Annotated in this window: 13 protein-coding genes; 4 read left to right on the forward strand and 9 right to left on the reverse strand. The window is 50.2% G+C overall.

The genetic code is table 11. The annotated features are described in order from the left end of the window. Together Q7P68_RS12920 and Q7P68_RS12925 are read right to left on the reverse strand one after the other, a co-directional pair. On the reverse strand, positions 1–348 hold a 348-nt coding region (locus Q7P68_RS12920), incomplete at its 3' end, for a hypothetical protein (protein WP_304226330.1). Between the two features lie 132 nt (positions 349–480). Continuing rightward, positions 481–1,455: a helix-turn-helix transcriptional regulator gene (locus Q7P68_RS12925; protein ID WP_304226332.1), complete on the reverse strand. Its 975-nt coding sequence runs from the start codon at positions 1,453–1,455 to the stop codon at positions 481–483. 77 nt (positions 1,456–1,532) lie between these two features. Here Q7P68_RS12925 and Q7P68_RS12930 point away from each other — a divergent pair, with 77 nt between their 5' ends. The 4 genes from Q7P68_RS12930 (at position 1,533) to Q7P68_RS12945 (ending at position 4,865) form a co-directional block, all read left to right on the forward strand. Continuing rightward, a complete protein-coding gene (locus Q7P68_RS12930; protein WP_304226333.1) occupies positions 1,533–2,033 on the forward strand; it encodes a permease in 501 nt (166 codons plus the stop codon). Next, the gene (locus Q7P68_RS12935) at positions 2,030–2,572 is read left to right on the forward strand and encodes a permease (protein WP_304226335.1); all 543 of its coding nucleotides are present in this window, start codon (positions 2,030–2,032) and stop codon (positions 2,570–2,572) included. Before Q7P68_RS12930 ends, Q7P68_RS12935 begins: the two co-directional genes overlap by 4 nt. A 27-nt stretch (positions 2,573–2,599) precedes the next feature. Beyond that, positions 2,600–2,983: a putative zinc-binding protein gene (locus Q7P68_RS12940; protein WP_304226337.1), complete on the forward strand. Its 384-nt coding sequence runs from the start codon at positions 2,600–2,602 to the stop codon at positions 2,981–2,983. Positions 2,984–3,161: 178 nt separating this feature from the next. Then, positions 3,162–4,865, forward strand: a complete 1,704-nt coding sequence (locus Q7P68_RS12945; RefSeq protein ID WP_304226339.1) for an alpha-glucosidase — start codon at positions 3,162–3,164, stop codon at positions 4,863–4,865. Between the two features lie 2 nt (positions 4,866–4,867). On the opposite strand, the gene tyrS is transcribed toward Q7P68_RS12945, so the two are convergent. The 7 genes from tyrS to Q7P68_RS12980 form a co-directional block, all read right to left on the reverse strand. Beyond that, a complete protein-coding gene (gene tyrS, locus Q7P68_RS12950) occupies positions 4,868–6,112 on the reverse strand; it encodes a tyrosine--tRNA ligase (protein ID WP_304226341.1) in 1,245 nt (414 codons plus the stop codon). A 109-nt stretch (positions 6,113–6,221) separates the two neighbouring features. Continuing rightward, positions 6,222–6,761: a Uma2 family endonuclease gene (locus Q7P68_RS12955; RefSeq protein WP_304226343.1), complete on the reverse strand. Its 540-nt coding sequence runs from the start codon at positions 6,759–6,761 to the stop codon at positions 6,222–6,224. Then, positions 6,754–8,490 carry a beta-N-acetylhexosaminidase gene (locus tag Q7P68_RS12960; protein ID WP_304226346.1) on the reverse strand — a complete coding sequence of 579 codons (1,737 nt, stop codon included), beginning with the start codon at positions 8,488–8,490 and terminating at the stop codon, positions 6,754–6,756. The genes Q7P68_RS12955 and Q7P68_RS12960 overlap by 8 nt, the downstream gene beginning before the upstream one ends. 5 nt (positions 8,491–8,495) lie before the next feature. Beyond that, positions 8,496–8,819, reverse strand: coding sequence for a cupin domain-containing protein (locus Q7P68_RS12965; RefSeq protein ID WP_304226348.1), 324 nt, complete (start codon positions 8,817–8,819; stop codon positions 8,496–8,498). Positions 8,820–8,832: 13 nt separating this feature from the next. Further along, positions 8,833–9,765: a DMT family transporter gene (locus tag Q7P68_RS12970; protein ID WP_304226350.1), complete on the reverse strand. Its 933-nt coding sequence runs from the start codon at positions 9,763–9,765 to the stop codon at positions 8,833–8,835. 83 nt (positions 9,766–9,848) lie between these two features. Next, on the reverse strand, positions 9,849–12,011 hold the full coding sequence (locus Q7P68_RS12975; RefSeq protein ID WP_304226352.1) for a tetratricopeptide repeat protein: 2,163 nt from the start codon (positions 12,009–12,011) through the stop codon (positions 9,849–9,851). Between the two features lie 24 nt (positions 12,012–12,035). Then, positions 12,036–12,908 (reverse strand): LVIVD repeat-containing protein (locus Q7P68_RS12980; RefSeq protein WP_304226354.1); only part of this gene is annotated, 873 nt, incomplete at its 5' end.

The following is a 12,908-nucleotide window of genomic DNA, read 5'->3' on the forward strand; positions in this document are numbered from 1 at the left end:
AGCAAGACACTCCGCAGCAGGGGCCTTGCCTAGGGGCGCATGGTAGCGAACAAAACGAAAGGAATGGTCCGAAAGAGCGCCGCATTGGTAGGTTGAGTAATTGTCCTGTTCATGGGGGAACACTAGGGGCTGTTCATCAACTTTGGGGCCCAACGGAGCAAGCATGCCCCGAAGGCTTTCTGGAAGCACAGGCAATTGCGGTAGCGCCGGTAGCTTTTGAGGCGACGCATCCGAAGCAGGATCTTCAAGGGGAGCACGGCCCTCCAGGTTCAGGGACCCGCTTGCGCTCTCCGAAAAGAGATAGACTCCGCCAGAAAACCAAATGCCATACATATTGATGATTTCCATTTCCCATCCTCCGCTTTTGTTTGTCTTGATGCAAACATAGCTCGGGTGGCGGGACACAGAATGTCCCTCGTAAAATTGCAAGATTTTTTTTCAATAAAATTTGATAAAAACCGCTTAATAGCTGTGTAGCAGTTAGGTGCTGCGCTCCGCCAGGGTCAACATGGCCCGGAGTTCTTCCTGCCAGCGCTGGCGGAACGATGGAGGCTCTAAGACCTCGCAGAAGCGGCCGCAGCGCAGGGCCCGGCCTAAAAGTTCTGGCCAATCCCGCACCGGCAGCGACAGGTCCACCACCGGCCCCTCTGGCTGCGAAGGTTCATCAACAGAAAGGACTTCCGTAAGAATCTGGTCCGGATGCCAGATCTGGTGCCGGACCGCCCGGGCTGCCCCGCCATAAAAGCGCAGTTTCACCCGTTCCTGGGCCGCGCCCTTAAAAATGCCGTAGGAGGAGTTCAAAAAAGCCTCTATCTCACTATCCGCGGGAATCTCCTGGTTGGGGATGTCCCGGTTACGCTGCACCGACTGGATCCGCCCCATGGCAAAGGTCCTGAGTTCCTTTTTGCCGCAGTCCCAGGCAAGGCTGTACCACTTGCCTCCATAGTTGATGAGCCGTAAGGGAACAATGGTCCGCTGGCTTTCGGTTCCCTGGGACGAAACATAACTGATATCCAGGGCAGACCCTGCGACCAGGGCTTGGCAAAAGGCATAGGTAACCTCATCCCGTATCTGTTCCATGTCGGGAAGTTCGTAGCGGACCTTGGCGATAATACTTTGGTAGGGACCCGAAATTCGTTCTTTAAGCTGGGTGATGAGTTCCTCGGAAACGATGGGCACATAGTTATAGGCATTGAGGATTGATTCCACAAAGGCGACCGCCAATAGGGACTTTTCGTCCGCAAAATCGAATTTGTCCCAGGGTTGGTCGTATTCATATCGTTTGCGGTCCTGCCGGTACACGATGGGGGCACCCCAGCGTTCCCGAAGATACTCGATATCCCGCTTTACCTGACGCTGGCTGACCTCGAAATAGCGGGCGACCTCGGCGCTAGTTACTCCGCCATAATCGCGGATACGGCGATTAATATATAGAAGACGTTCTGACTGGCTCATGGTTTAATGGTAATACGGAAATATTATGCAGGCAATCTATAACTTCTATTGACAAGATATTTCATAATTGCATATATTTGCAACAAAGAGAATGTATTGATACTATATTTTTATATGGGATTGCGTTTGTGTTTTTTTGTATTTCAGCGATCAAGGACAAAAAGAAAACAAAACAAGCTCTCATAAAAGGATTAAAGGCTTTTGAAGGTATTTTACCACAACTTATAGTGGTGCTCATTTTTATTGCAATAGGACTTGCGTTGTTCGATGCAGAAACTATTTCCCGATATCTTGGACCTGCATCTGGGGTATGGGGCGTACTTACATCCGCACTACTGGGGTCTATAACACTGATTCCCGGATTTGTTGCATTTCCAGCTGCTTCAGAATTACTCCATAACGGTGCGGGAGTGCTGCAAATTGCAACATTTGTATCCACATTAATGATGGTTGGCATTGTTACTCTGCCAATAGAAATCTCCTATTTCGGGAAAAAAATAGCAATTATTCGTAATGTACTTGCTCTTTTATTTTCTTTTGTGGCAGCTATATTTGTCGCAACGATGGTTAACCTATGAAAAAAAGCACATTATTTGCTCGATACAAGTTTGCTCTGATTGCTATCATTATATTTATTTTGATTTTAGTTTCTTCTCCTTTTTTAAGACATAAATCAGTATCTATACTTATTCAGCAATCAACAACCATGTTCCTCGTTGTCCCACCCATATTCCTTTTACTTGGTCTTCTAGATGTATGGGTACCCCGGGAATCCTTTATCCGATATATGGGTGAGCGATCAGGATTTACAGGTACACTCATTGCATTTGCTTTAGGATCCGCAGCTGCAGGTCCATTATATGGGGCTTTTCCAGTTGCATCAATTTTGATGAAAAAAGGAGCTAGTTTTTCCAATATTTTGATTTTTATTGGAGCCTGGTCTACTACGAAGATTCCAATGTTACTTTTTGAGATGCATGCGCTTGGAACAAGGTTCGCATTATCTCGTTTGTTTATTGATATTATTGGTATAATCGTAATTGCACTGCTCACAAAATGGTTTATAAAACCATCAGAAGTAGAACAAATATATCTCACCGCTGCTCAGCGGGATTAAATACTACTAATGATAACGGAGGTATTTATGGCGTGTGCTTGTTCAGGTGGTAAGACAAACTTAATTTATGCTTGTTCGGGAGCTGCTAACACCGGATTTTTAGCAGATCAGGTAGCCCGACAACTGATGAAAGAGAATATTGGTTCTATGACCTGTCTGGCAGGGATTGGGGCAAACCTTTCAGGCTTTATTGCCTCAGCCGAAGGAGCAGACCGAAATATAGTTATTGATGGATGCCCGGTAGCCTGTGGTAAAAAACAGTTTGAAGCTCGGGGTATACCCTTTGATCATTTTGTCATGACTAATTACGGTGTAGAAAAAAATAAAACAGCTATTACCGGGGATATCATTGTAGATATTTCTAACAAAGTAGCCTCAGCTATTACGGAGAAGGTGTGCAGCCTTAATTAAATATATAAATTCTAGCCCTTTTAAAATTTTTCCAAGTTTTGAAAGGGCTCCATTGAAATCTTTGATTCGCCGCAGTGATTGCAGCACAGCCGCAAATAATCGCATACTTAAATTTATAATATTAAAAATAATGAACTCCTTTTAATCTCCATTGACAAGTCAGTATGCTGCTATGACAATGCATAATATGCAAATAAACAATACTGATTTAACCTGGTGGAAACAGGGGCCTATTTATCAAATTTATCCCCGCAGTTTTCTGGATACCAATGGTGACGGCGTAGGGGACTTAGAAGGCATTATTCAGAAGCTGGACTACCTTAAGGACCTGGGGATCCGGGGTATTTGGCTTTCGCCCATCTATCCTTCTCCTCTTTTTGATTTTGGCTACGATATTTCCAATTACCATGACATAGATCCGGTCTTTGGTTCCCTTGCAACCTTTAAGCGCCTTGTGACTGAGGCGGACCGGCGCGGGATCGGGATCATTATGGATATGGTACTGAACCACACATCCCACCTGCATCCCTGGTTCATCGAATCCCGAAGCAGCCGGGATAACCCAAAACGGGACTGGTATATCTGGCACGACGGTAAGGCTGGCCTTTTCGGGAGGGGCTACCCCAATAATTGGATGGCCGCATTCGGGGGCCACGCCTGGAAGTGGGACCCAGAAACGGGGCAGTATTACCTGCACCTTTTTACCGAAGAGCAGCCGGACTTAAACTGGCGGAATCCTCAGGTTCAGGAAGCTATGCTCGCGGAAATGCGCTTTTGGCTTGACCTGGGGGTCAAGGGCTTCCGGCTCGATGTCATCAATTACCTTATAAAAGATACCCTATTCCGCAGCAATCCCTACCGTTTTAGACTTACCTATCCGCGCCGGCATGACCTGCAGCACCATCAATACGACCGCAACCAGAGTGAAACTTACGAGATTATCCGCCGGATTAGGTCTCTTATGGACAGTTATGCGGGAACTTCGGAAGCTACCATGCTAGTCGGCGAAGTCTATCCCGATGAAGGGGTCCATGCCCCGGACCTGGCGGCTACCTATATTGGCAGCGGCCAGGACCTGCTTCATCTTGCCTTTGATTTTTCTACTATATATATACAGCTTACTGCGGCAGATCTTTATTCGGTACTGAAAACCTGGTACTCAGTCCTCTCCCCCGGAGCGTGGCCCTGTCATGTACTTTCTAATCACGACCAGTCCCGGTCGGCCAGCCGGCTCTGCGCAGGCCCAGACCAGGAGGCTCAAAAGCGGCTCCTTGCGGCCCTGCTGCTTACCCAGCGGGGAACGCCCTTCCTCTATTATGGAGAAGAAATCGGCATGGAAGACGGCCGTATTGGTCGCAAGGACCTGCAGGATCCCCTGGGGAAAAAATACTATCCCTTCCATCCCGGCCGGGACCGGTCCCGCACCCCCATGCAGTGGGACAATGGCTCCGCAGCGGGCTTTACAAGCGGGAAGCCATGGCTGCCAGTGAATCCTGATTACAAGGAACGCAATGTGGCCTCCCAGGAGCGGGATGGAACTTCGCTGCTCGCCTGGTACCGGGACCTCATCCGGCTGCGGGACAAGGAACCGGCCTTGCGGGAAGGAGCAATCGAGTTTGTAGAATCGGGCCTTGCGGAGAACGTGCTTGCCTATCGCCGTGAAACGGCGATACGCCGTGAAACGGCGATACGCCGCACAGCGGCGATAGGCCGCGGGGAAGCGGCAGATGAAGTGTTGGTAGTGCTCAATGTGTCGGGCCAGACGCGGCCAAACCCGTTCAGGCGGGGCGGCACGGTGCTGCTTTCCACCCATCGGAAGCCCGACAGCCCCATCGAATACGATACCCGCCTCGCCCCCTGGGAGTGTACGGTGTATCGGTGAGATTACCCTACGAGCACCCGGCAGTAGCGTTTTTTGCCAGCCCGGAGAATAAGCTCCCCGTCCCGGATGCGGTTTGTATCGATAAGGGCCGCCACATCGGTGATGGCTTCCAGTTCAGAAGATGCAGCCTGGGACACGAAGGCGCCGCCCTGCTGCACAAGGCGCCGGGCTTCGCTCTTAGAGGGTGCAAGGCCCGCATCAAAGAAGAGGTCTACCACAGGATAGCCGATCTCGAATTTGGCTCTGTCTAGTTCCACCGTGGGCATGGCGCTCTTGTCGCCCCCGCCACCAAAGGCCGCCCGGGCGCCGGCCAGGGCCTTATCGGCCTCTTCTTTTCCGTGAATCAGGGCGGTTACCTCGTAGGCCAGCCGTTCCTTGGCTTCGTTGGGATTTTTTCCCGGCGCAACAAGGGAGCGGATTTCCGCCACCGGCAGGAAGGTAAACATCAATAGGAAGCGCTCTATGTCCGCATCCTGCACGTTCCGCCAATACTGGAAGAAATCATAGGGGCTCGTGATGGCGGGGTCTAAAAAGAGGGCTCCTTTTTCAGTTTTGCCCATTTTTTTGCCGTCCGCGGTGGTCACCAGAGGGAAGGTAAGGCCAAAACATTCGGCCCCTTCGACTCGGCGAATCAGTTCAATGCCCGCCACAATGTTACCCCACTGGTCGTCGCCGCCGATTTGGAGACGGCAGCCGTGGCGCCGGTACAATTCAAGAAAATCATAGCTCTGGAGGAGCTGGTAGTTAAATTCGATGAACGAAAGCCCCGTTTCCATCCGCATCCGGTAGGCTTCAAAGCTGAGCATCCGGTTTACGGAAAAATGCCGGCCGATATCCCGGAGAAAATCGATATAATTCAGGTCCGCAAGCCAGTTTTTATTGTTGTCTGTGAGGGCATGCTTTCCGTCAAAGCCGCCGAGAAAGCGGTTCAGCTGGGCGCTGATGGAGGCCGCATTGGCATCGAGCTGTTCATAGGAAAGCATTTTACGCATTTCTGTCTTGCCCGAAGGGTCCCCGATCCGGGCGGTGCCGCCGCCGATAAGGGCTATACCCCGGTGCCCCGCGGCGAGCATGTGCTTAAAGGCAAAAAAAGGAACCATGTGCCCGATATGCAGACTTGGACCAGTGGGATCGGTTCCCACATAAAAGGTAATGGGGCCCTCGTCCATGGCTTTGGAAAGGCCTTCTACATCGGTACATTGCTGAAAAAAGCCCCGCTCTTTTAAGGTTTCAAGTGCTGCATTCATGTGTGTCCATCCTGAAAAAGTAATGTGGTTTTTTAGTATACTGAAAGCCCCCACGCGGAGCAAGGGAGAGGGATAAAAACAGGTAGGGTTGAGAGCAGCCCCAATTTACTTATGGGCAGATCCATGAAAAATCCGGGAACACCGCGCTTTTTACCGTTTCGCCCTTCCGGTACTCCTGCAGAGGGCCGAAGCGGCCGTCTTTAAGAATATATTGATAAACAAAACCCGTATCGGAGTGAATAATCCAGTATTCCCGAACCCCGGCCCGTTTGTAGAGATCCCGTTTTATACCGAAGTCCTTGTGAGCCGTACTTTCTGAAAGCACCTCAGCTACAAAATCCGGCGCACCATGAATACCGTATTCCTGTATTTTGCTTGTATCGCAGAGGGCAAACACATCGGGCTCTACAACAGTGTCCCCCGTTTCGGCATCCTCTTCTAAAAACACATCCAGAGGAGCCATATACACTTTGCAGGGTTTACCTTCTAAATAGTTTCCCAATTTACAGGCTAAATCAAATGCTTTTTCCTGGTGAGGGACCCGTGGCGCGGGACTCATATTGTAGGCGATTCCGGAGATAAGTTCCCACCGCTCGTTGGGCGGCCAGGACTTCCAGTCAGCAATAGTAAAGCGATTTTTATCACTCATAATAAGGACAGTAGTTGATGTTCCGCTGAACCAGAATACCCCGTCGGCCTGTATGGCCCGCCTCAAGGCGGCGTGTAAAGGTTTCGTAGGCTGCGCGCTGCTTGCCGTTCCAGGCGGTTTCTGCTATCGCAATGAGCCGGGGGAACAACATAAACTCAAGGCGGCGGCCGTCCCTGATATATTCACTCCACGCATTAGCCTGAATCCCGAGGAAGCCGCTCGGTGCAGAGGTACCTAGGTCCGCAAAGGGGTCATACTCGTAAACCCGGCGGAGACTTGCCGCATCGGGACTGCGGTAGGCAAGCCCCGGCGTTTGGCTGCGGTCATCGGTCTGAACGAAATCCAGATAATAGGGAAAGAAGGGACTCCTGATGAGCAAACGGCCCTGCGCTAGGGCTTTGAGGGACTGTTCTGTAAGCCAGGTCCGCCAATGCACCACATGGGCCTTGTTCGGCAGAGATGAATCCAGTACTTCGTCCCAGCCAAAGACTATCTTTCCCTTCTTAGCTAAATGGTCTGCTACGGCGGCCACAAAATGGCCATGCAGGTCTATCCAGTCTTTCAGTCCCAGCTCTGCCTTTTTGGCAGCGCATTTCGGGCACTGCTCCCAGCGGGTCGTCGGAACCTCATCACCCCCGATATGCACATAGGGCCCGGGGAAAAGCTCGCAGACCTCGTCCCAGGCTTTCAGGGTAAAGGCGAGACCCGCAGGGTTACCCATACAGAGCACATCTTCCGAAATGCCCCACTCGGTCCTGACCTGGTGCGGTCCAGGGGTGCAGGCAAATTCGGGGTGGCCCGCTAACACAGCCTGCACATGGCCGGGAAGGTCCAATTCGGGGACTACGGTAATACCCCGGTCCGCTGCATAGGCCACCAGGTCACGGACATCCTCCTGGGTATAAAAACCATTCCGGTTCGGGTCTCCGCCGGGCCTCGTGCTGCCAGAACCAGTTGCTTCGGGCAGGGTAAGGAGTTCGAGCCGCCAGCCCTGGTCATCCGTGAGGTGCCAATGGAAACGATTTAGTTTGTAGAGCCAGGCCATGCTCAAGGTTTTTTTGAGTTCCGCAAGGGACATAAAATGGCGGGCGCTGTCCACCATAAGGCCCCGCCAGGAAAGTTCTGGCCAATCGAGTATCCTGCAGGACGGAAGCCTAAAGCGCCAGCCATCCCAGCCCAGGTACAATAGCTGCATGAGGGTGGCGCAGGCGGCCGCGGCTGCTTCGGCTGCGGTCGCTGCGGTCACCGGTATAGCTGCCGGTGCCGATACCACTGGGGCGGTGGCCGCCATAGCTTCGGCCGCCTCAGCAGGGCTGGAACGGAAAATAAGCATTTCAATGCCCCCAGGCGAGATCTCAAGGAGATATGCACCATTTTGGCTGGGGACAGCGAAAGACGCTGCGGTAAGCCGGTTCTGCCAAGTATCCGCATCGGCCCAGCGAAGACGTACCGATACAGTCGGGGCGGCTTCCCTCCTGAAATTAGCTCCCCACAGGGGTGTCTCATCATGGGTTTGTTTTTCAAAGTATTCAAACTCCTCGGCGGAGCTTTGAGGGCTCAGTACGGTCTCGCCGAAGGATGAAAGAATTTCGTCCCGAAGAGAGCGCATCTGAGGGAGAAAATCGCCATCACCATCCAGAGTAAGGGTTGCAGCATAAAAAAGGGAACCGGAAACGATAGCATGCTTCGGCGCTGGAATAAGGGTTTCAAGGGGGTTAAGGGTGTTCATCAATATTACCTTAAAAAATCTTCCCGCTGGGGACAAAATACATCAAGGGCCCGGAATTCGGTGAGGGCCACCACGCCATGAACAACATGGGGAGCCACATAGATCGAATCGCCCTGAGCGATCCGCCGGGTCTCGTCCCCTAAGGTAAAATCGGCTTCCCCTTCCAGCACATACACAATCTGCTCATGGGGGTGGCTATGGAGAGCCCCAACCCCGCCGGGGGCAAAATGCATTTCCGAGGCCATCAAACTGCCCCCACGGGCCTTGATAGTCCGTTCCGACTTTTCATCAAGCCGCAGAGCTTTAAGATCCTTGTTAAAAAAGAACATGGCAACCTCCACGCTAAGACAGAAACAGCAGGGTAAGGCCCAGCACCGCAAAGAGTGCACCCAGGACCTCCCGAAGCGTAAGCTTTTCTTTGTACAAAATAACCGATGGGAACACGATAAGAATCGGTGTAAGCCCCATAAGGGTGGCTGCAATCCCCGTATTGGCCCGCTGGACCGCAAAGAGCCCCAGGCTTACCCCAAGAAAGGGTCCGAAGAAGGCACCCAGACTGAGGGCTTTTAGGGCGGGCCTGTTGGCAATTGCCCGCACCGGCTCGGCCAGTTTCCCAAGCACCGCCGCCATCACCAGAAAGCCCAAAAAACCGGCTATCACCCGGATTTCGGTAGCCCGTAGGGGGTCATAGTGAGGTGCACCGATTTTAGACAGGATAAGGCCGCCACTCTGCCCGAGGGCGCCAAAGAAAGCAAAAAGAGTTCCCCTGATACGGTGGTGATGCGGTTTCCGCTCACCATTCTCTGGCATTTCCTGGGGCTTGTCTTTAGCCTTCCCTAAAATGACCCACGCAATGGCAGAGACGACCACCAGCATGCCAATAATACCCCGCGGGCCGATCCGTTCCCCTAAAAAGAGGAAACCCAGCAAGGCTGTGATTAAGGGAGAAGAAACAAAGATAATCTGGGCAGTCCGAGCGCCAATATCAATATAGGATTGGAATAAGAAAATATCCCCAAAGACAAACCCCACCAGGCCCGACAATGTGAGCCAAAACCAAACGGTGGCTCCCGCATCCAGGGGTATAGCCTGTCCATGGAGTACCAGATTGATGGTCATAAAAATGATGAGTGCCACAAAAAGCCTGAGTATATTCAGGGCTAAAGAACCGATCCGTTTTGCCGCGTATTCAAAGGCAAGGGCCGTTACGGTCCAGCAAAGGGAAGTCCCTAGGGCGGCGAGTTCGCCTGAATAGTTTGTAAATATGGTGAACATACCCCTTTGTATCACAGCAGGGCCTGCCGCCGCAAGACCGGCGGGTTAACTCTAAGCCTTGCTGAGTACAAGAAGAAGGTCTGTTAATCTTCTATTATAAACAACACCGTATCAGCCTGGCTGTCGCCTCTGATCGTATCCTGTCCTGCTCCAACCTGGGCAAGATACGCGAATTCTCTAACTTGGCTGCTGTCTATAGCACTTGCTTTTTCAAATGCCTGCTTAGCTTGGGCAAAATCTTTCATTCCTGTATAGGTCTTTGAAAGACTAATAAGTACTTTTTGAGCCGTAAGACTGTCCTGTTTTCCCTGCTTAACAAGTGAATTGTATGCTCCCTGATATTGGATGACAGCTTTTCGGTAATCCCGCTGCAAATATGCAATATTGCCCAGATTAACCTGAACACTCACTGAATTAGGGTCTATTTTCATGACCCGGTTAAAAGCAGTCTCGGCTTCCTTTAGACGGCCGAATTTAGCATAAGCGACACCCAGATAAGTCCAATCCTGTTTATTATTGCTTTTATTTGCTAAATCTGCGAGGGGCTGAAGAATACCATCGGCAACACGGGATATTTCTGTCTTATATAGAGCAGCGAGGGATTCCTGACTTCCGTATTGCAATCCCAGATCCGACTCACGCAGGGCAACCGGCCTAAATAGTTTCTGAGCATCGGCGGTCCGATAAAAAGCCCGTTTATTTTGGTCTTTTTCATAAAGGTTCCACAGTTCAGCCCCTTTTATCCAAGCATCGTAAAAAGACTGCTTACCGATTAAAGTAACTTCCACTGGAATCCACAAGGTGTCGCTTACGGTAAGAAACATACTTCTGTCAGGATGGAGTTCTCGGTAATCTCTACTTTTAACTTTTGTATTAAAAATAGCATAGATATGGCCAGGTACGGTAATAAAGCCAGTTTCTATACCCGCAGATTCGAGCAGACTTGCATACAACACCGTTAGATCATCACAGTCACCGGTTCCCCGCCGCAGTGTATCTCTGCCGAGGCTTACCGAATCGAGTACTGACTGTTTTTCCTGGGCTTTTACAAAAGGAGATATTGGATCTGATTGATAGATAAGCCCTAGTTTAACCAAGGCAGCATATATTTGAGCTGCAGTTTGCAGATTTTCATTAAATTGAGCTATAGCCTCACTTTTCAAAGACTGCCGCACAAAGGATAAATAATTACGCAGTGCAGAATCGGAAGGAGTGATAAATGCCCCAACCTTCCGGTCATCATCCCAGATAATACTTGTCTTATCATACAATTCATAGGCAAGAGGGAATCTCTGTTCCACTGCCCGGCCCTTGTAGCGGTAGCTTACAAGAAGTTCCCCAGTAAGCGGTGTAATACCTTCAGTTTTAAATATTTCTTGGTTAAAGGAGGCGATCAAATTAATGAAAACAGCGGATTTTCCAGGGACCCGATCTATCATCGCCAGCGGGGTTGGGGCATCCATAAAGCCACTCTGAAAAAATGATACTTCTACATTCTGCAGTTCTAAACGGTCCTCATTTACCAGTTCAATAATCCCAAAAGGTTGATTAGCATAGTAGCTTTGCATGGCTGCAAAGAGATTGGGCATTTTCCCTGAACCGATCCTAAATGCCCGCACCGAAGCCGCCGTACTGTCAGGATCCTGACCAAAACGATAGGCTACACCAAAGCCGAACCCCACCGAAAAACCGTTAAATTCTGTGAGGGGGCCTAGGCTTTGGCTATATCGAATTGTGGGCCTTAGATCTACCGAATAGTTATAAGAGGGAATTAAACTTATCCGTAGTTCCCCCTGTGCGAATATAAGGGGAGAACCGACAACACCTGCTGGATCCAGGTTCTGGAAATAGGTATAACCAAAACCAGCAGCAGCACCTGTTCCAAGCTCAAAGTTCTTAGAAAACCTTGTTATTAAGAGAAATCCTGCCAGACCACTCCAAACAGAATGATCCCAAAAACCAGTACCGGTGCTGCCATTCTGGGTTACCGAAATCTGAGACACTCCAAAAAGAGTTTGCACAACTGGATTGAATGGAATAGGGACTCGAAGCTCCGACCCTAGGGAACGGAATACAAAATCCGACGGAAAACCCGACAGAGCTTGCAGTCCTATATAATCTACGCCCACAGAAAGAGGGAACCGATACAATTCATTAAAATTAATAGAAGAATTCTGTTGGGCTGAGATAGGCGCCGTCATCCATACCACAAAGGTCAATGCCAGATTATATAACCACTTTTTCATAACATTCTCCTGTACGGAAAACCGCTATGGCACCAGATTCAAAACAAACAGCTTACCATTCCCATCCAGAGCATAGAGCTGTTTTTTGTACAGAGTAATTTGGATCGGAGCAAAACCATCTGCGATAAACGTACCAACTTTGATGGGGCTGTAAGGATTAGATATATCCCATATGTCGAGCCCCAAAGCTCCCCGAGCAACATAGGCATAGTTTCCGCGGAGCTTTACATCATAGGCGCCTCCGCCACTTGGGCTGGAAGGCCAAATACGAGACTGACCACCGGTCCAAGAACGAACATTGGTTGCATCATAAATAAGCAGACCATTTACCGAATCGGCAACGAGCACCAAGCTTTCATTGGCAGCTACTGCAGCAGCTGATCCGCCCGCAGGCAATACACCATACCCATTTAATACAATAGGGAAACCGGGAGAACGGATATCGACAATTTTAAGTCCCGCTGCCTCATTTGCTAAGAAAGCCAAATTATCTTGGATAGCAATACTCCGAATTTCGGTTGTTGATCCCACAGGGGTTGTGGTTTGTACGGAACCAATCACACTTAAGGAGTTGTCATAAGAAAGATCGATCACATTCAGGTAAGAAGCCGAAGTACCGACCAGGGCGATGTTTCCGCTAACTGCAACCGACCAAGCATAGGATCCTGGGAGATTAACATAAGTGCCCACAGGCTGAGGATGTGCCATATCAGCCACATTCCAAAAGGTAACCCCAGACCGTTCTGCAGCTACAATCATGTAGTTTCCAGCCGCAGCAAAGGCATAATTTGAATAGTTAGGAGATACAGGATCACGTTTTGTCACCGCTAGAGGATTAGTTATATCAAACAACACCGGGTAAGAATCATAATAACCGCCGGTCTCATACCGTTCTCC

Origin of the sequence: Gracilinema caldarium (assembly GCF_029265695.1) — a bacterium.
Taxonomy (GTDB): domain Bacteria; phylum Spirochaetota; class Spirochaetia; order Treponematales; family Breznakiellaceae; genus Gracilinema; species Gracilinema caldarium_A.